General features: G+C 72.6%; 17 protein-coding genes. 11 read left to right on the top strand and 6 right to left on the bottom strand.

Annotation, left to right across the window (positions count from 1 at the left end):
• Positions 1-5: 5 nt before the first annotated feature.
• The 6 genes from Cco03nite_RS17825 to Cco03nite_RS17800 all read left to right on the top strand — a co-directional run bounded on the left by Cco03nite_RS17825 (position 6) and on the right by Cco03nite_RS17800 (position 6,506).
• On the top strand, positions 6-1,841 hold the full coding sequence (locus Cco03nite_RS17825) for a phosphoenolpyruvate carboxykinase (GTP) (protein WP_203693239.1): 1,836 nt from the start codon (positions 6-8) through the stop codon (positions 1,839-1,841).
• 155 nt (positions 1,842-1,996) lie between these two features.
• A complete protein-coding gene (locus tag Cco03nite_RS17820; protein ID WP_203693238.1) occupies positions 1,997-2,452 on the top strand; it encodes an RrF2 family transcriptional regulator in 456 nt (151 codons plus the stop codon).
• A gap of 29 nt (positions 2,453-2,481) precedes the next feature.
• Positions 2,482-3,252 carry an isoprenyl transferase gene (locus Cco03nite_RS17815; protein WP_203693237.1) on the top strand — a complete coding sequence of 257 codons (771 nt, stop codon included), beginning with the start codon at positions 2,482-2,484 and terminating at the stop codon, positions 3,250-3,252.
• A gap of 167 nt (positions 3,253-3,419) precedes the next feature.
• Positions 3,420-4,112, top strand: coding sequence for an aggregation-promoting factor C-terminal-like domain-containing protein (locus Cco03nite_RS42445; RefSeq protein WP_239167458.1), 693 nt, complete (start codon positions 3,420-3,422; stop codon positions 4,110-4,112).
• Positions 4,113-4,282: 170 nt separating this feature from the next.
• On the top strand, positions 4,283-5,602 hold the full coding sequence (phoH2, locus tag Cco03nite_RS17805) for an RNA 5'-3' helicase PhoH2 (RefSeq protein ID WP_203693236.1): 1,320 nt from the start codon (positions 4,283-4,285) through the stop codon (positions 5,600-5,602).
• 241 nt (positions 5,603-5,843) lie between these two features.
• Complete coding sequence (locus Cco03nite_RS17800; RefSeq protein ID WP_239167457.1) at positions 5,844-6,506, top strand: aggregation-promoting factor C-terminal-like domain-containing protein; 663 nt, start codon at positions 5,844-5,846, stop codon at positions 6,504-6,506.
• A 4-nt stretch (positions 6,507-6,510) separates the two neighbouring features.
• Here Cco03nite_RS17800 and Cco03nite_RS17795 read toward each other — a convergent pair whose 3' ends face one another.
• Complete coding sequence (locus tag Cco03nite_RS17795) at positions 6,511-7,143, bottom strand: MerR family transcriptional regulator (RefSeq protein ID WP_203693235.1); 633 nt, start codon at positions 7,141-7,143, stop codon at positions 6,511-6,513.
• Positions 7,144-7,272: 129 nt separating this feature from the next.
• Between Cco03nite_RS17795 and Cco03nite_RS17790 the strand changes: the two genes are divergently transcribed.
• Together Cco03nite_RS17790 and Cco03nite_RS17785 are read left to right on the top strand one after the other, a co-directional pair.
• Positions 7,273-8,061, top strand: coding sequence for a S1 family peptidase (locus Cco03nite_RS17790; protein WP_203693234.1), 789 nt, complete (start codon positions 7,273-7,275; stop codon positions 8,059-8,061).
• Positions 8,062-8,217: 156 nt separating this feature from the next.
• Positions 8,218-9,186 carry an NAD(P)/FAD-dependent oxidoreductase gene (locus tag Cco03nite_RS17785; protein ID WP_203693233.1) on the top strand — a complete coding sequence of 323 codons (969 nt, stop codon included), beginning with the start codon at positions 8,218-8,220 and terminating at the stop codon, positions 9,184-9,186.
• Between the two features lie 124 nt (positions 9,187-9,310).
• On the opposite strand, the gene Cco03nite_RS17780 is transcribed toward Cco03nite_RS17785, so the two are convergent.
• Together Cco03nite_RS17780 and Cco03nite_RS17775 are read right to left on the bottom strand one after the other, a co-directional pair.
• Positions 9,311-10,234 (bottom strand): carbohydrate kinase family protein, encoded by a 924-nt coding sequence (locus Cco03nite_RS17780; protein WP_203693232.1) that lies wholly within the window; start codon positions 10,232-10,234, stop codon positions 9,311-9,313.
• 46 nt (positions 10,235-10,280) lie between these two features.
• Positions 10,281-11,000 carry a TetR/AcrR family transcriptional regulator gene (locus Cco03nite_RS17775; protein WP_203693231.1) on the bottom strand — a complete coding sequence of 240 codons (720 nt, stop codon included), beginning with the start codon at positions 10,998-11,000 and terminating at the stop codon, positions 10,281-10,283.
• A 119-nt stretch (positions 11,001-11,119) separates the two neighbouring features.
• Between Cco03nite_RS17775 and Cco03nite_RS17770 the strand changes: the two genes are divergently transcribed.
• Positions 11,120-12,037 carry an NAD-dependent epimerase/dehydratase family protein gene (locus Cco03nite_RS17770; protein ID WP_203693230.1) on the top strand — a complete coding sequence of 306 codons (918 nt, stop codon included), beginning with the start codon at positions 11,120-11,122 and terminating at the stop codon, positions 12,035-12,037.
• Positions 12,038-12,049: 12 nt separating this feature from the next.
• On the opposite strand, the gene Cco03nite_RS17765 is transcribed toward Cco03nite_RS17770, so the two are convergent.
• The 3 genes from Cco03nite_RS17765 to Cco03nite_RS17755 all read right to left on the bottom strand — a co-directional run bounded on the left by Cco03nite_RS17765 (position 12,050) and on the right by Cco03nite_RS17755 (position 15,629).
• Positions 12,050-13,801: a hypothetical protein gene (locus Cco03nite_RS17765; RefSeq protein WP_203693229.1), complete on the bottom strand. Its 1,752-nt coding sequence runs from the start codon at positions 13,799-13,801 to the stop codon at positions 12,050-12,052.
• A 51-nt stretch (positions 13,802-13,852) separates the two neighbouring features.
• Positions 13,853-14,845 (bottom strand): hypothetical protein, encoded by a 993-nt coding sequence (locus tag Cco03nite_RS17760; RefSeq protein WP_203693228.1) that lies wholly within the window; start codon positions 14,843-14,845, stop codon positions 13,853-13,855.
• 247 nt (positions 14,846-15,092) lie between these two features.
• Entirely contained in the window at positions 15,093-15,629 is a 537-nt protein-coding gene (locus Cco03nite_RS17755; protein ID WP_203693227.1) for a DUF4245 family protein, read from the bottom strand.
• 122 nt (positions 15,630-15,751) lie between these two features.
• Between Cco03nite_RS17755 and glpX the strand changes: the two genes are divergently transcribed.
• Together glpX and Cco03nite_RS17745 are read left to right on the top strand one after the other, a co-directional pair.
• Entirely contained in the window at positions 15,752-16,750 is a 999-nt protein-coding gene (gene glpX / locus Cco03nite_RS17750) for a class II fructose-bisphosphatase (protein ID WP_203693226.1), read from the top strand.
• Between the two features lie 22 nt (positions 16,751-16,772).
• Positions 16,773-17,693: a DMT family transporter gene (locus Cco03nite_RS17745; protein ID WP_239167456.1), complete on the top strand. Its 921-nt coding sequence runs from the start codon at positions 16,773-16,775 to the stop codon at positions 17,691-17,693.
• The last annotated feature ends 135 nt before the right edge of the window (positions 17,694-17,828 follow it).

Genomic DNA, 17,828 nt, shown 5'->3' with positions numbered 1-17,828 from the left:
ACTCCATGACCGCGCCGGCAGTCATCGCAGGGCTTGACCAGCATCCGACCTCGCACCCGAAGCTGCTCGCCTGGGTGCGCCAGATCGCAGAGCTCACCACGCCGGACAGCATCGTGTGGTGCGACGGCTCCGAGGACGAGTGGACGCGGCTCACCGCCGAACTCGTCACCGCGGGCAGCCTGGTCCAGCTGGACCCGGTCAAGCGACCCAACTCCTTCTGGGCGCGCACCGACCCGTCCGACGTGGCGCGGGTCGAGGAGCGCACGTTCATCTGCTCGGTCGACGAGGCCGACGCCGGCCCGACCAACAACTGGATGGCCCCGGCCGAGATGAAGCAGCTCATGACCGAGCTGTACCGGGGCTGCATGCGCGGCCGCACCATGTACGTCATCCCGTTCTGCATGGGCCCGCTGGACGCGGAGAACCCGATGTTCGGCGTCGAGATCACCGACTCGGCGTACGTCGTGGCCAGCATGCGCATCATGACCCGCATGGGCGCCAAGGTGCTGGAGGCCATGGGCGAGACCGCGGACTTCGTGCCCGCGCTGCACTCGGTCGGCGCGCCGCTGGAGCCGGGCCAGGCCGACGTGCCGTGGCCGTGCTCGACCACCAAGTACATCTCCCACTTCCCGGAGACCCGCGAGATCTGGTCGTTCGGCTCGGGCTACGGCGGCAACTCGCTGCTGGGCAAGAAGTGCTACTCGCTGCGCATCGCCAGCGTGATGGGCCGCGACGAGGGCTGGCTCGCCGAGCACATGCTGATCCTCAAGCTGACCAGCCCGGCCGGCAAGGTGCACTACATCGCGGCGGCGTTCCCGTCGGCGTGCGGCAAGACCAACCTCGCCATGCTGGAGCCGACCATCCCCGGCTGGAAGGTCGAGACCCTCGGCGACGACATCGCCTGGATGCGCTTCGGCCCCGACGGCCGCCTGTACGCGGTGAACCCGGAGTACGGCCTGTTCGGCGTCGCGCCGGGCACGGACTGGAAGACCAACCCGAACGCGATGCGTACGCTCGCCGCCGGCAATTCGCTGTTCACCAACGTGGCCCGCACCGACGACGGCGACATCTGGTGGGAGGGCATGGGCGAGCCCCCGGCCCACCTCACCGACTGGCACGGCAACGACTGGACCCCGGACTCCGAGCAGGTCTCCAGCCACCCGAACTCGCGCTTCTGCACCCCGATCACGCAGTGCCCGATCCTGGCGCCGGAGTACGACGACCCGCAGGGTGTGCCGATCTCGGCGATCCTGTTCGGCGGCCGCCGCAAGACCACGATCCCGCTGGTCAGCCAGGCCCGCGACTGGGTGCACGGCGTCTTCCAGGGCGCGACCCTGTCCTCGGAGACGACCGCCGCCGCGGTCGGCCAGGTCGGCGTGGTCCGCCGCGACCCGATGGCGATGCTGCCGTTCATCGGCTACAACGCCGGCGACTACTTCCGCCACTGGATCGCCATGGGCAAGGGCGTCGACGGCAACGCCGACAAGCTGCCCGCGATCTTCTACGTCAACTGGTTCCGCCGCGGTGACGACGGCCGCTTCCTGTGGCCCGGATTCGGCGAGAACTCGCGCGTCCTCAAGTGGGTCGTCGAGCGCCTGGAGGGCGAGGCCGCCGCGGTCGAAACCCCCGTCGGCTTCGTCCCCCGCGCCGAGGACCTCGACCTCACCGGCCTCGACCTCCCCACCAAGGACGTCGAACTCGCCCTCGAAGTCCGCCAGGACGAGTGGACCGCCGAGATCCCGCAGATCACCGAGTGGTTCGACAAGTTCGGCGACAAGCTCCCCGCCGTCCTCTGGTCCGAGCTAGACGCCCTCAAAGCCCGCCTGAACGTCACGGAGTAACCCTCCCCGCCATGAGCGGCGATCTTGCTTGAACTGTGGGGGCGACTCGCCCCAAACGGACGAATCCCCAACAGTTCGCGCAAGATCGTCACGATCTTGGAACAGTCGCGCAGGCCCCCCGGCGGAGTCGGGGGGCCTGCGGGCATCATGGGGGTGTGCAGATCTCGGCTAGAGGCGACTATGCGGTCCGGGCCGCTCTGGAGCTGGCCAACGCTTACCCGGCCACCATCTCGGCGCAGGCACTGGCGGACGCGCAGGGGCTGCCGCGCAAGTTCCTGGAGGCGGTGCTCGCCGATCTGCGGCGCAGCGGCGTCATCCACGCCGTCCGGGGAGCGGACGGCGGGTACAGCCTCAGCTCGCCACCGGCCGAGGTGACCATCGGCACGGTCCTGCGCGCCGTGGACGGGCCGCTGGCCGGAGTCCGGGGGCACCGCCCTGAGCAGACCAGCTACACCGGCACCTCCACCCACCTGCCGCTGGTATGGGTCGCGGTGCGGTCCGCGGTGCGCGGCGTCGTCGACGAGGTGACCCTGGCCCAGGCCGTCACCGGTCAGCTGCCGGAGGCCGTCCGAGACCTCACCACGGTCCCGGACGCCTGGCAGCCGCGCTGATCTGCGCAAGCGGCGTTAGGCTGCCCAGGATGAAACTCCGCGACCTCGTCTACTCCGTGTACGAACGCCGCCTGATCCAGCTGCTGGCGGGCAAACCGCGTCCCCGGCACGTCGGCGTCATGTGCGACGGCAACCGCCGCTGGGCGCGCGACATGGGCTACGTGGACCCCAACGACGGCCACCGGGTCGGCGCCGAGCGGATCAAGGAACTGCTGCGGTGGTGCGACGAGGCCGGCATCGCCCACGTCACGCTGTACCTGCTGGCCACGGACAACCTGCGCCGCCCGGCTGCCGAGCTGGACCCGCTGCTGCAGATCATCGAGGACCTGAGCACCGAGCTGGCCGAGGACGGCAACCCCTGGCAGCTGCGGATGGTCGGGGCGCTGGACCTGCTGCCCGCCGACACCGCCGCCGCGCTGAAGGCCGCCCAGGAGCGCACCGCGGGCCGCCACGGCGGCGCGCACGTCAACATCGCGGTCGGCTACACCGGCCGCCGGGAGATCGCCGACGCGGTCCGCTCGCTGCTGCAGGAGCACGCGAAGGCCGGCGCGACGCTGGAGGAGGTGGCCGAGAAGCTCGACGTCGAGCACATCGCCGAGCACCTCTACACCCGCGGCCAGCCCGACCCGGATCTGATCATCCGGACCAGCGGCGAGCAGCGGCTGTCCGGCTTCCTGCTGTGGCAGTCCGCGCACTCGGAGTTCTACTTCTGCGAGCTGAACTGGCCGGACTTCCGGCACGTGGACTTCCTGCGGGCGCTGCGGGCGTACGCCGGTCGCCAGCGCCGTTTCGGCGCATAGCCTGAGTCCGATTTCTTCCCCTCTCCCACCTGCGCTCCCGTTGAGATTGTGACCTGTTTCACGATCCACGTGACCGGCTTGGCACGGCGCCGGAAAACCCGGCAGGGTCCCTGACCAGCGCCTTCCTCCCCCCGAGGCGCGGCAACCCCCTACGAAGGGACCGACTCGTGTCGACACCCCGTGACCCCCTGCTGGGCCGCCATCGTGAAGTCCGTCAGCGCAGCGGCCCGGCCCGCCTGCTGGCCGCCCACTCCCGGAAGATCGCGCTCGGCGTGCTCTGCGCCGCCGTGCTCGGCGCGGCCGGCTACGGCCTGGCCGGAAAGTCCGACCCGGAGCCCGTGGCCACCGACCTCGCCGCGGCCCGCGCCGCCGAGGCCGAGGCGGCCACCCGCGACTACGACCGCCTCCTGGAGGCGTCCCCGAGCGCCTCGGCCACCCCGACGCCGAGCGTGAGCCCGCCCCGGGCCACCACGCCCAAGGCGCACGTGCCGACCACCGCCCCGAAGCCGGCCGTCAAGCGCACCGCCTCGACACCCACGCCGACCTCGTGCAAGGCGTTCACCGGCAACCAGCTCACCGCGTGCAAGCTGCTGCCCAGCTTCGGCTTCGGGTACAGCCAGATGAGCCCGCTCGTGAAGCTGTGGCAGCACGAGAGCGGCTGGAACCACAAGGCGGAGAACTCCGGCTCGGGCGCGTACGGCATCCCGCAGGCGCTGCCCGGCGACAAGATGGCGAAGTTCGGCGACGACTGGAAGACCAACCCCGCCACGCAGATCAAGTGGGGCTTGGACTACATCAAGAACCGGTACCAGACACCTGCCGGCGCGTGGGCGCATTTCCAGGACGTCAGCTGGTACTGACACGCGGATTCGCCGCTCGTTTCACGACCTTCAGTCACGCAGCGACTACGTGAAGCGAGCGGCGATCTGGCCTCGGCATCCCCCGACCGGGTGATGCCGACATCGGCGGATCGTCGTACTGATCGCGAAGACATGCTGGCCAAACGGGTTTCTTGCGGTTAGCGTGAGTCATGGTCGATGTCCCGATACGAACGTACGTACTCGACACCTCCGTGCTGCTGGCGGATCCGGCCGCGATCCGCCGCTTCTCCGAGCACAACGTCGTGCTGCCGCTCGTGGTCATCTCCGAGCTGGAGGGCAAGCGGCACCACCCGGAGCTCGGCTGGTTCGCCCGGCAGTCGCTGCGACTGCTCGACGACCTGCGCATCAAGCACGGCAGGCTGGACGTGCCGCTGCCGGTGAACGACGCCGGCGGAACGCTGCGAGTAGAGCTGAACCACAGCGACCCGCAGCTGTTGCCCAGCGCGCTCCGCCGTGAGGTGGACCGACAGTTCGGTCGCAACGACTCGAATGATTCGCGCATCCTCGCGGTGGCGCTCGGGCTCGCGGCGGACGGGCAGCAGGTGACCCTGGTCAGCAAGGACATGCCGTTGCGGGTCAAGGCCGCCGCGGTGGGCCTGGCGGCTGACGAGTACCGGCACGACCAGGCGGTCGACCCGACCTGGTCCGGCCTGGCGGAGGTGGACCTGTCGGACGCCGACATGGCCGCGCTCTACGCCGGAGAGGGCATCGACCATGACGAAGCGGCGGGACTGCCCGTCCACACCGGACTGATCCTGCACGCGGGCCGCGGCTCGGCGCTCGGGCGCGTGCACACGGACAAGACGGTGCGGCTGGTCCGCGGCGACCGCGAGGCGTTCGGGCTGCGCGGGCGCTCGGCGGAGCAGCGCATCGCGCTGGACCTGCTGCTCGACGACAGCATCGGCATCGTCTCGCTGGGCGGCCGGGCGGGCACCGGCAAGTCGGCGCTGGCCCTGTGCGCCGGCCTGGAGCAGGTGATGGAGCGGGGCAAGCACAAGAAGGTCATCGTCTTCCGCCCGCTGTACGCCGTCGGCGGCCAGGAGCTGGGCTACCTGCCCGGCACCGAGGCGGAGAAGATGTCGCCCTGGGCGCAGGCGGTGTTCGACACCCTCGGCGCGCTGGTGCACGACAACGTACGCGACGAGGTGCTGCACCGGGGCATGCTGGAGGTGCTGCCGCTGACCCACATCCGCGGCCGCAGCCTGCACGACGCGTTCGTCATCGTCGACGAGGCGCAGTCGCTGGAGCGGGGCGTGCTGCTCACCGTGCTGTCGCGCATCGGCGCGGGTTCGCGGGTGGTGCTCACCCACGACGTGGCGCAGCGCGACAATCTGAGGGTCGGTCGGCACGACGGTGTCACGGCGGTGATCGAGACCCTCAAGGGGCATCCGCTCTTCGCGCACGTGACCCTCACCCGGTCGGAGCGTTCTGCCATCGCCGAGGTGGTCACCGATCTTCTGGAGGAGTGATTCCGTCCTGATTTGACACCCTTTCGGGTGTGACCGGGGCCACAGTCGCCTGGCCGGGCGACGACAGGCCCCGGTCCTTTGCGTAAGGGTGGGGTCGAGCGCCCCGCAACCCGGCGCCCCGGCGTGCCATCCCCCGGCGCGCCGAGCGGCCCGCGCGTTGCCCGGCAGGGCGTGCTCCCCTGCGACCGTCCACCCCCGACTGCGGACGGACCCGGGGCCCCCACCGCCGAGAGGATCCCCTGTGTCCCGGCAACGCCGCGCCCCTCGCCGGGCGCACCCCGCGACCAGCCGCGTGATCGTCCGTGGCCTCGCCGTGCTGACCCTGCTGGGCGGGGTGGCCGGTGCGATGCGGCTCGACGAGACCGCGTCGTTGCAGGCCGACGCGCAGGGCGGGGGCCAGGCGCACATCGTGGCGCAGGCCGAGTCGGCCGCGCTCACCCTGCAGCAGCACCAGCTCCACCTGGCGGCGCAGGACCGCGCCGCGGCCGAGGCCAAGGCCGCCGCCGCCCGTGCCGCCGCCGTGGAGAAGGAGGCCAGCCGCCGCGGCGCCAACCGCACCGCCACGGTCGACTTCGGGCCCATTCCCAGCAGCTGCAACGAGTTCAGCGGCAACCGTGCGATCGGGTGCGCGCTGGTGCTCGCCGCGGGCATGGACCTCACCCAGATGGCCTGCCTCAACAAGCTGTGGACCCGGGAATCCGGCTGGAACCACCGGGCCGAGAACAAGAGCTCCGGGGCGTACGGCATCCCGCAGTCGCTGCCCGGCGACAAGATGGCGAAGTTCGGCGACGACTGGCAGACCAACCCCGCCACGCAGATCAAGTGGGGCCTGGACTACATCAAGAAGCGCTACGGCAAGCCGTGTGACGCCTGGGCGCACTCCGAGGCGAAGGGCTGGTACTGACCCGTCAGCCGGGCCCGGCGAGGCCGGCGCTGGTGTGCTCCTGGGCCAGCCGGCGCAGTGCGGTGAGCACGGCCTCGCCGAGCACGGTGCCGGTGACCAGGCCCTCGACCATGGCGGCCCGGTCACCGCGGGCCAGCACCAGGGCCACTTCCTGGCGGGCCAGCCGCTCGGTCGCCTCGGCGTAATCGTCGACCATCGCCAGCATGTCCTCCTGCCCGAGCTCGCGCAGCGCCGCGATGGCGTCGGCGAGCTGGTCCAGGGCGGGGGCCCGCTCGTGCACCCGCCAGCCCCGGCCCGCCACGATCCGGCCGGCCTCGGCCCGCGCCGCCTGCCAGCCGGGCGTGCCGCGATCAGCCCGCGGCACTCCCGCGATCGCCTCGTGCGCGGTGCCGAGCAGGTGGTGGCCGGGCAGCTCGGCGTCGTCGACGGCCTGCAGCACCTGGCGCACCCCGGCCACGCTCAGGTTGCCGACGTCGAGCAGCGCCCGGATCAGGCGCAGCCGCCGCAGGTGCGCGTCGCCGTATTCGGCCTGGTTACGGCCCGTCGGGCGGCCGGGTGGGAGCAACCCCTCGCGCAGGTAGTACTTGACCGTGGGCAGCGATACGCCGCTGGTGCGGCTCAGCTCGGAAATCTTCATCGCGGTTGACGATACCTAATCAGATAATGGGGAGTGATGCTATCCGCGATGGGTGGGGATCAGCAACATAAAGGATTAATCGCCCAAACAAGCTAATATCGGCATCACCGTCGACCTCGGAGGATGCTGATGCGGGCGATCGCGCTGTTCATGTGCGTGGCGGCGATGGCGGTGGCGTCGCCCGCCGCGGCCGAACCCGCCGACCCGCCGCAGGTCGAGGTCATCGGCGGGTCCCGCGCCGGAGCGGGGGAGTTCCCGTGGATGGTGCGGCTGGGCAACGGCTGCGCGGGCACCCTGGTGCGCAGCCAGTACGTGCTCACCGCCGCGCATTGCGTCAGCCGTACCGGCGCCAACTCCTCGATCAGCGTGCGGGGCGGCTCGGCCGACCTCGGCTCCGGCAAGACGTTCCAGGTGCGCAGCAGCCACGTGTGGCGGGCCCGCGGCTTCTCCGACGTGACCCGCGGCGACGACTGGGCCGTGATCCGGCTGTCCCGGCCCGTCGGCGTGCCGGTGGTCGCGCTGCCCTCCGGCGGCGGCCTGGACGGCGGCACGCTCACCGCGGTCGGCTGGGGCGCGACCCGCGAGGGCTCCCGCGCCCAGCAGCGCTACCTGCGCAAGGTGCAGGTGCCGTTCGTCGGCGACGGGACCTGCGGCAAGATCTACCGCTCGCACGGGTACGGCTTCACCGACTCGGACATGATCTGCGCCGGCGACCTCGCGCACGGCGGCAAGGACAGCTGCCAGGGCGACTCGGGCGGCCCGCTGCTGCGGCGCGACGGCACGCGCTGGGTGCAGGTCGGCATCGTCAGCTGGGGCGTGGGGTGCGGCCGCGCGGCATACCCCGGCGTCTATACCCAGGTCTCGCACTTCGCCGCGGATATCAACGCGGCCATTGAGGAGAAGCCCGCGCGCGGTTAGGTTCACCCCATGAGCGAACGAGTCGAATGGCTCGATCCGGGCGACGCCGGTTCTGCTCACATCATCGACGAGCGTGGCGAGGAGAAGCGTGAGCGAGCGTAGCGAGCGAACCATGGGCTTCCGGAACGCCGCCGACGAGCGTGGCGAGGAGAAGGCGTGAGCGAGCGTAGCGAGGTCGATGTCGCGATCATCGGGGCGGGGCCGACCGGCCTGTTCGCGGCGTACTACGCCGGGTTCCGGGGGCTGAGCACGCTGGTCGTCGACGCGCTGCCGGAGGCGGGCGGCCAGGTCACCGCCATGTACCCGGAGAAGATGATTTTCGACGTGGCCGGCTTCCCGGCGGTGCGCGGGCGCGAGCTGATCGCGAATCTCGTCGCGCAGGCGGGCGCGTTCTCGCCGGCGTACCGGCTGGGCGTGCAGGCCGCGGCGCTGACGTACGAGGACGGCGCGCCGATCCTCGGCCTCGGCGACGGCACCGAGGTGCGCTGCGGCGCGGTGCTGATCACCGGTGGCCTGGGTTCGTTCACGCCCCGCCCGCTGCCCGCGGCGGCCGGTTTCGCCGGCGACGGCATCATCTTCTTCGTGCCGGACCCCACGATGCTGGCCGGCAAGCACGTGGTGATCGTGGGCGGCGGCGACTCGGCGTTCGACTGGGCGCTGGCGCTGGCCGGGGTCGCCGCGAGCGTGACCCTGGTGCACCGGCGGGACAAGTTCCGGGCCCACGCCGCGACCGTGGCCCGGGTCAAGGCGCTGCCGGTGCGCATCGAGGTCAACAGCCAGGTCACCAAGATCCTCGGCAGCGGCCGGGTGGAGTCGGTCGAGCTGAACGGCACCGAGGAGATCCCCGCCGACGTCGTCGTCGCCGCGCTCGGCTTCACCGCCGACCTGGGCCCGCTCGCCATGTGGGGCCTGGCCCTGGACAAGCGCCACATCACCGTGGACTCCACGATGGCCACCAACCTGCCGCGCATTTTCGCCGCCGGCGACATCGTCGAGTACCCAGGCAAGGTCCGCCTCATCGCGACCGGGTTCGGCGAGGCCGCCACCGCTGTCAACAACGCCGCCATCGTCATCGACCCGTCCGCACACCTCTTCCCCGGCCACTCCTCCGAAGACGTCGTCTGACCACCCACCGCCCACTCTCTCTCCGCGTTGATCATGAGGTTATGGCAGCGACACGCCGTCGAACCGTGCCATAAGTTCATGATCAACGCGGTGGGCTGCGGGCCGCCGGGCCGCGGGTGTTGGGTCAGAGGAGTTGGAAGGCGCGGAGTTCGTCGAGGGTGGGCGGGTCGGCGCCGGGGCGGGTGCAGGTGAGGGCGGCGGCGTCGCACATGTGGCGCAGCATCAGGCGCAGGGTTTCCGGGGGCAGTTCGCGTTTTAGCTGGTCGGTGAGGCGGCCGGCGTTGTGGAGCCAGGCCAGGAGGGCGCCCATCGCGGTGTCGCCGGCGCCGATGGTGTCGATCATCGTGATGGCCGGGGCGGCCACGGTCACCTCGTCGGTCGCGGTCAGCGCCACCGCGCCCGCGTCCCCGTGGGTCAGCACCAGCAGCCGCGGGCCGGCGGCCAGCCAGCGGCGCGCCGTCTCCATCGGCGGCACGTGCGGGTACGCGTGGGTCAGGTCGCCCTCGCTGGCGCGTACCAGGTGGGCCAGCTCGACCAGCCGCTCCAGCCGGACCAGGGAGTCCGGGCGGGCCAGCGCGACGCCGCGCACGTTCGGGTCGAAGGTGATCGTGCACCGGTCGCGGTGGCGCAGCGCCCAGCGCTCCAGCGTGTCCGCGCCCGGCGGCAGGAACGCGGCCAGCGAGCCGATGTGGATGGTGCTGCCGTCGGGCAGCTCGGGCAGCTCGCGCTCGCGCCAGCCGAAGTCGGCGGCCCCGGCCAGCCAGAAGTCGTACTGCGCCTCGCCGCCGTCGTCGACCGTGGCCAGCGCCAGCGCCGACGGCTGCGAGGTGGCGACCAGGTACTGCCCGTCCACGCCGGACGAGGTCAGCCGCTGACGGAACGCGCTGCCGAACGAGTCGCGCCCGACCCGGGCCGCCATCGCCACGGGCGCGCCGAGCCGGGCCGCCGCGATGGCGGTGTTGGCGGGGCCGCCGCCGAGCGCGGCCCGCAGCAGGCCGGCCCCGGCCGGGACGAGGTCGACTACTTGCTCTCCGGCTACCACGATCACCCGGATAGTGTGGCGGCCCCGCGACGGCCGGGCAATGCCGTACCCGTCACCGCAGACCGATGTAGCCCGCCATCACCCGCAGCTGGTGGTCGTGGAACGCGCGGCGGCTGTCCTCGATCATGTTCTGGAACCGCCCGAACAGCTCGAAGGTGACCACGCCGAACATCTGGATCCAGCCGGTCAGGCCCCGGGCCAGGATCTCACGCGGCACGGTCGGGCACGCTGCCGCGGCGATCCGGTCCAGCTCGGCTCCCAGCTCCACGGGCACCGGCGGAGCGGTCCCGGCGGCCCGACCCGGCTCGGCGGCATCGGCGACCAGCGCGCCCGTGGCGACCCCGTCGGCCAGCAGGCCGAGCAGCAGGTCCGTGGTGCGGGTCGCCGGGCCGACCGTGGTCTCGGGGGCTTTGTAGCCGGGCACCGGCGAGCCGTAGATCAGGGCGTACTCGGCCGGGTTGGCCAGGGCCCAGTCCCGGATGCCGTGGCCGGTCGCGAGCCACCGCCCGAGCAGGTCGGCACGGTCCACGGCCGCCTCGGCGGTCTCGGCAGCCGCGCCCAGCTCGTCGTAGCAGTCGATGATCAGCGCGGTGAGCAGATCGTCGCGGCTGGGGAAGTAACGGTAGACCGCGGACGAGACCATACCCAGCTCCCGGGCGACCGCGCGCAGCGACAGGTTGGCCCCCTCGGTGGCGAGCTGCCGCCGCGCGATGGCCTTGATCTCGCTGGTCAGCTCGTCGCGTACGCGGGCGCGGATGTTCTTGGCGGTCATGCTCGAGAGCGTAGCAACAAAACGAGAGCAGTGCTCTTGACAGTTCCGGCTGGCGGCGTGTTGACTGTTCTCATCAGAGAGCGGTGCTCTCGAAATGAAGCAGAGATCTGGAGACTGAGATGCACGTGATCGTCGGCGCGGGACCTGTCGGCACCGCCACCGCACTGCTGCTGGCCGAGCGCGGCGAGCAGGTCCGCATCGTCACCCGCCGGGGCACCGGCCCGCAGGCCCCCGGCGTCGAGCTGGTCGCGGCCGACGCCGCGGACCCGGCGCGGCTCGCGGAACTGGCCGGAGGGGCGACGGCCCTCTACAACTGCGCCAATCCGGCGTACCACCGCTGGCTCATCGGCTGGCCGCCGCTGGCCGCGTCGCTGCTGCACGCCGCGCAGACGTCCGGCGCGGTCCTGGTGACCATGGGCAACCTGTACGGGTACGGCCCCGTCACCGGCCCGATCACCCACGACACCCCCCTCGCCGCGACCCATCCGAAACTCGCGCTGCGGGTGCGGATGTGGGAGGACGCGCTGGCCGCGCACCGGGCCGGCCGGCTGCGCGCCACCGAGGCCAGGGCCAGCGACTTCGCCGGGCCCGGCTCGTACGGGGTGCTGAACGAGACGGCGCTGTCCCGCACCGCGAAGGGCGGCACCGCGTACGTCATGGGCGACCCGGACGCCCCGCACAGCTGGACCGCGATCGCCGACGTGGCCCGCACCCTGGTCACGCTCGCCACCGACGAGCGCGCCTGGGGCCAGGCCTGGCTGGTGCCCACCCCGCCGCCGATCTCCATCCGCGAGGCGGCCCGGCGCGCGAACGAGCTGATCGGCCTGCCCGCGCCGAAGGTCACCCGGGTGCCCTACCCGGCGCTGTGGACCGCCGGCCTGTTCTCCAAGATGCTCAAGGAGATGCGGACCACGCACTACCAGTTCGCCGCGCCGTTCGTCATGGACAGCTCGCACACCGAGCAGGTCTTCGGCCTCAAGCCGACGCCGCTGGACGTGACCCTGGCCGAGACCGCCGCGAGCTACCGCGCCGCCTGACCGGCACGCCGCTCAGCCTTCCGGTGTGGGCGGGGTCGCCTCATCATCCGGTCCGCCGCCCGACGGGGCGGCGGACCGCAGCCCTGGCAGGGGAGTCCCCGCGTCCTCGCCGTCCGGTTGCTGGACGGCGGCAGCGGCGTCCCCACCGGGCGCCGTCGGCTGGGCCGCGCCGGAGGACAGCCGGACCGGGGCGGCGGCATCGCCGGCGTCGATCGGGGCACGCGGAGTGCGGAGCGGATGCGCGGGGATCTGCCAGGTCGCGGGCGGCTGTGCGGGCCGGGCGAGGGCCGCATGCACGATCGCGCCGATCAGGGCGAGCGCGAAGACCGCCAGCGCGGCCACCGAGACCGCCCGGTAGTCCGTCGTCGCACCGGAGCCCCAGACCACGTACGGCAGGTAGACCACGACTCCGGCGGGGATGGCCAGGCGGACGTGCCGCCGGTCCAGCACCCGTCGGCCCCACCCGATCGACACGACCACCACCGGAACGATCAGCACGGCCAGCGATCCCGCTGCCAGCAGCAGCCCGGCCAGCGCGGTCAGGCCCTCGTTCCAGGCCGACCCGATACCCTCGCCGTCCCGCCACAGCAGGTGCGTCCAGTCCAGGGCGACCAGCGGGCTCATCGCCAGCAGGCAGGGTCCCAGCGCCGCGATCAGGCCCACGGTCAGCGCGCTGCGGCGGGCACCCGAGCGGTGCAGGCCCACGACCGTCGCGGCGGTCAGGCACCACAGCGCGGCCAGCAGCACCCAGCCCAGCTCGGGCCAGATGTGGGCGAACCACTGCCGCACCGGCAGCAGCCCGGACGGCAGCGGCTCGGCCGGCTCGGCCCCGTCGCCGACACGGGTCCAGGTCCCGGTCACGTCCCGCACGACGAGGCCGTCGCGCCCGTTGGCCGCCACCACCACGTGACCGCTCTCCAGCGGCAGGACCACCAGGTCGTACGACATCACGCCGGACGTCCCGAGCAGGCCACCGTGCTCGCGGGCCAGCAGTTCACGGGTGCGTTCGGGCAGCTCCCACGCCACCGTCCAGGTCGACCCGCCGTCACCCGACTGCTCCACGCGCAGCCGGTCGCGCACGGGGCGGTAGCAGAGCGACCGGTCGGGCAGGCACTGCATGCCGGCCGAATGCGTCAGCTCGCCGTAGTCGACCTGTTCGAGGCCCTGTCGCTGGAACGTGCGCCCGCCGTCCGTGCTCACCAGGTAACCGCGGTCGGCCTGCACGACCAGCCGCTGCGACTCGTCGACCGAGGCGCTGACCGTGGTCCCGGTCTGATCCGCCGACGTGGCGGCGACGCCGAGCATTGCCAGCGGCAGCACCACACCGATGCGCAGCAGCCTGGTGAGGCGGGCGGGGGCGGGGCGGGTGCGGGCGTGCCGCCACACCGCGAGCGCGCCGAGCAGGGCGGGCAATGCCAGCAGGTCGGTGAGGTCGGCGCGCACGGTCGACGGTCCGGCCACGACGGTCCACAGCGCCGAGGCGGCGGCCGCTGCCGTACCGCTGGATTTGACGGCGGCGAAGCCGACGCCGACCGCGACCGTCGTGCCGACCGCGACCCCGCGCGACGGCAGTCGCGGCGCGAATAAGGTCACCAGGACCGCGAGCAGCGGCGGCGCCACCAGCAGCCCGGCCACGTCGCTGAGCTTGCCGGTCACCGTCCCCGGCCAGGCGGCCTTGAGCACATGGTCGTTGACCAGCAACAAGGCGAGTGCCAGCAGCGACACCGGGTGGGCGAGCCAGGCGAGCGAGATCCGCGCGGTCATCCCGGCAGGATCGCACTCATCGGCAATCTTCGTGGCCCCGTCGCCCGGCGGTCACGCGAGCTTCGCGCGGGCCTCCGCGGCGCGGGCCTCCAGGGCCGCCCACGCGGCGTCCAGCGCGGCGAGCTGGTCGGCGTGGTCCTCGGTGAACGCGGCCAGCTCGGCCTGCGCCAGGCTCATCGCGCCGGCCCAGGCCGGGGTGCGGCAGGTGGTGTCGGCCTTGACCGCCTCCTGCTGGTACGCCGTGGCGTGCGGCATCAGCGAGGACTCGGGCCGCAGCGGCGTGCCCTCGTCATCGCGGAACTTCGCGCTCACCGCCGCGTACAGCTCGCCGACCGTGTGCACGGGGTAGCCGAGCTTGGCCATGCACGAGGAGTAGAACTCCATCCGCGACGCCACCTCGACGTCGGCGCCGATGCGGCGCAGCATGTCGAGGAACTCGGCGTCCAGGTCGCCGCTGACCTCCGGGGTGCTCACCTCGGTCTGCCCCTCGATCGGGGGCTCGCACATCAGCGCGGTGTCGTCGTAGAGCCGCCGCTTGGCCGCGGACAGCCGCTGGTACGACGGGTCCTTGGGCCGCGCCACGGCGGCCTCCGGCTCCTCCGCCACGGCCTGCGGGACCAGCTTGAGCGCGTCGGCGGCGCCCGGGTCGACGACCGCGGACACCTCGGTCGGCAGCAGCAGGCGCGGGCTGTCGGCGAGCGGGTCGGCGAACGGGGCGAGCGTGTACCGGAAACCCGACGACTTCATGCACGCGCGCACCGGCTCCTCGCGGGCCACGTGGGCGATGACCAGCGCGGCGGAGCGCTGGGCGGGGCTGCCCTGGATGCGCTCGTACAGCGCGCGCAGCTCGGCGGCGACGGCGGTGGCCTGCGCGGGGTCCAGCGTCGGCCGGTGCGCCGCGGCGGCGCAGGTGGCCAGCGCGAGCACGGCGAGCCCGCCGGCGATCGCGGCGTTGACCCGGTTGCCGCGGGGGCCGGCGGGCCGCCCGCCGGACGGGGCCCGGCGAGGGGCACGCGAAAGGTCCGGGGAAGGGTGAGCAGTCATGGTGATGTCCTCGTGGCTTCGCGGCGCAGAGCGGGCCCGTGCGGGTTCGTGGCCCGCGCGGCACGAGTTCGTCTCGCGACGGCGCGGCGGGCGGGTATCACCGTAGTCGTTGACGATTACGCGCGGCGTCCGCCTGTACGGCGGAGGGGGTCCCCGGATCGTCTGGTCCCGGCTCGCCCGGCGAGGCAGAAATGGTGGGGAGAATCCGACAGACCTGTTCCGCCCGAAGGCGCGAACGGGCGTCCGGTCAGCGGGCGATCGCCGCAGCCAGCCCGGTCAGGTCGGCACTCTCCGCGCCGACCAGCAGCGTGGTGGTGTTGCCGGCCGTCCGGGCCAGCGCGGTCTGCCCGTCCGGTCCACGGAAGCGCTGCCAGGTCACCGTGCCGACCACGGTCTCGCCGTCGGCCTGGGCCTTGCCGGCCAGCTCGTCCTTGACCAGGGTGTCCAGCGCGGCGCGGGACTGCACCAGCCGGGCGCCGTGGTTGTCCGGGTCGAGGTAGCCGATGCGCAGCACGCCCGGCTCCCACTTCGCGGTCACGGTCTGCCAGCCGTCCGGGGCCGCCATCGGCAGCGGGGCGAACGAGGCCCGCTCCGCGCTCGCGATCGCGTTCGCCGGGTCCACCGTCACCGCGGTGTCCCAGCCGTAGAACAGCCGGTAGCCCAGCACCAGGAGCAGCACCGGGACCAGCAGCACGCCGAGCGACAGGGCCATGTCCTTCGGGGTGCGGCCACCCGACGCCGGCACGGACGTCTGCTCGGTCTCCGCCGTCTCCACGCTGCTCACCCCACCATCTTGACCGATGTCACAGGTCACACCGTCACGAGGTCACCTCGATGCAACATCCCGAACGTACGTTCAGGCCGGGGCATGACAGGATCAGGTCAGCCGATCGTAGGAGGAGCAGCATGGCGACCCGTACTCCGCAGGATCTCGACCGGAACCTGGCACTCGATCTCGTCCGGGTGACCGAGGCGGCGGCCATGGCCGCGGGCCGCTGGGTCGGCCGCGGTGACAAGGAGGGCGGCGACGGCGCGGCCGTCGACGCCATGCGCAAGCTGATCAACTCGCTGCCGATGACCGGCACCGTCGTCATCGGCGAGGGCGAGAAGGACAACGCCCCGATGCTGTTCAACGGCGAGCGGGTCGGCGACGGCACCGGCCCCGAGGTCGACGTCGCCGTGGACCCGATCGACGGCACCACGCTGATGAGCAAGGGCATGCCGAACGCGCTGGCGGTGCTCGCCGTCGCCGAGCGCGGCGCGATGTTCGACCCGAGTGCCGTCTTCTACATGGAGAAGCTGGTCGTGGGCCCCGAGGCGGCCGACGTCATCGACATCACCGCCGGCTGGACCGAGAACCTGCGCCGCATCGCCAAGGCCAAGCGGGTGCGCGTGTCCGACCTGACCGTGTGCATCCTGGACCGGCCCCGCCACGCCGACCTGGTCCGCGAGGTACGCGACGCGGGCGCGCGGATCAACTTCATCTCCGACGGCGACATCGCCGGGGCCATCTACGCGGCCCGCGACCAGTCCGACGTCGACGTGCTGATGGGCATCGGCGGCACGCCCGAGGGCATCACCGCCGCGTGCGCGCTCAAGTGCCTCGGCGGCGCGATGCAGGGCCGGCTGTGGCCGCAGGACGACGCCGAGCGCGAGCGCGCCATCGCCGCCGGGCACGACCTCGACCGGGTGCTCACCACCGACGACCTGGTCACCGGCGAGAACGTGTTCTTCGTGGCCACCGGCGTCACCTCCGGCGACCTGCTGCGCGGCGTGCGCTACCGGGACAACGGCGCGTACACCCAGTCGATCGTCATGCGCTCGAAGTCGGGCACCATCCGCGTCATCGACTCGTACCACCGCCTGGAGAAGCTCGCCGGCTACTCGGTGGTCGACTTCGCGTGATCCGAACCGCTGAGGCCCGGTCGTGAGCCTCGGCTCCGACCGGGCCGCCTTCGTGGCCCTGGCCGTGCTCGGCGGCAGCTGCCTGGCCGTGCAGTCCCGCATCAACGGCGAACTCGGCCACCAGCTCGGCGACGGCATCGCCGCCGCCACCGTCTCGTTCGGCGTCGGCCTGGTCGTGATGCTGCTGGGCCTGCCGTGGATGCGCCGCAACACCCGCCGCATCCTGCACGCGCTGCGCTCCGGGCAGCTGCGCTGGTGGCAGTGCGTCGGCGGGGCCTGCGGCGCGTTCCTGGTCACCACCCAGGGCCTGACCGTGCCCTGGCTCGGCGTCTCGATCTTCATCGTGGCGCTGGTCGCCGGGCAGTCCGCGTCCAGCCTGGCCATGGACCGGCTCGGCGTCGGCCCCGGCGGCCCGCGGCTGATCACCCGCAACCGGGCGCTCGGCGCGCTGCTGTGCGTCGTCGCCGTGGTCATCGCGGTCGGCGACAGCTTCGGCGACCCGCGCTCGCTCGGCCTCGCCGCGCTGCCGCTGCTAGCGGGCATCGGGGTGGCCTGGCAGCAGGCCGTCAACGGGCGGGTGGCGCTGGCCGCGACCTCCCCGTGGCCCGCGACCCTGCTGAACTTCGCGGTGGGCACGGTCGCGCTGCTGGTCGCGCTCGCCGTCGAGTCCGCGGTACGCGGCGGCGGCCCGCCCGGCGCGTTCCCCACCGAACCCTGGCTCTACGTCGGCGGCCCGCTCGGCATCGTCTTCATCGCGATCTCCGCCGCCGTCGTCCACCGCATCGGCGTACTGCTCCTCGGCCTCGGCATGATCGCCGGCCAGATCCTCGGCGCGCTCGCCATCGACGCCGTCATCCCCGGCCCCGCCGGCCGCCCCGACCTCCTGACCATCACCGGCGCCGCCCTCACCCTCCTCGCCGTCCGCATCGCCGCCCGCGGCTAGCCCTCGCCCCACCGCCCCCGCACCTGCCGCAACTCTGAAAGAGTCGCGGCTTCGGCGGGCAGGTATGACCGCGACTCGTCAAGAGTTGCGACCCGAGGCGGGCGGCGGGTGGGCCGCACGTGGGTGGGGCGGGTG

Origin of the sequence: Catellatospora coxensis (assembly GCF_016862635.1) — a bacterium.
GTDB lineage: Bacteria > Actinomycetota > Actinomycetes > Mycobacteriales > Micromonosporaceae > Catellatospora > Catellatospora coxensis.
This window is presented reverse-complemented; position numbering and strand designations above follow the sequence as displayed.

Excerpts from the sequence above, each read along its gene's own strand:
- Cco03nite_RS17825 (WP_203693239.1), top strand. The coding sequence starts at position 6 with ATGACCGCGCCGGCAGTCATCGCAGGGCTTGACCAGCATCCGACCTCG.
- Cco03nite_RS17815 (WP_203693237.1), top strand. The coding sequence starts at position 2,482 with ATGAAACTCCGCGACCTCGTCTACTCCGTGTACGAACGCCGCCTGATC.
- phoH2 (WP_203693236.1), top strand. The coding sequence starts at position 4,283 with ATGGTCGATGTCCCGATACGAACGTACGTACTCGACACCTCCGTGCTG.
- Cco03nite_RS17795 (WP_203693235.1), bottom strand. The coding sequence starts at position 7,143 with ATGAAGATTTCCGAGCTGAGCCGCACCAGCGGCGTATCGCTGCCCACG.
- Cco03nite_RS17790 (WP_203693234.1), top strand. The coding sequence starts at position 7,273 with ATGCGGGCGATCGCGCTGTTCATGTGCGTGGCGGCGATGGCGGTGGCG.
- Cco03nite_RS17775 (WP_203693231.1), bottom strand. The coding sequence starts at position 11,000 with ATGACCGCCAAGAACATCCGCGCCCGCGTACGCGACGAGCTGACCAGC.
- Cco03nite_RS17770 (WP_203693230.1), top strand. The coding sequence starts at position 11,120 with ATGCACGTGATCGTCGGCGCGGGACCTGTCGGCACCGCCACCGCACTG.
- Cco03nite_RS17765 (WP_203693229.1), bottom strand. The coding sequence starts at position 13,801 with ATGACCGCGCGGATCTCGCTCGCCTGGCTCGCCCACCCGGTGTCGCTG.
- Cco03nite_RS17760 (WP_203693228.1), bottom strand. The coding sequence starts at position 14,845 with ATGACTGCTCACCCTTCCCCGGACCTTTCGCGTGCCCCTCGCCGGGCC.
- glpX (WP_203693226.1), top strand. The coding sequence starts at position 15,752 with ATGGCGACCCGTACTCCGCAGGATCTCGACCGGAACCTGGCACTCGAT.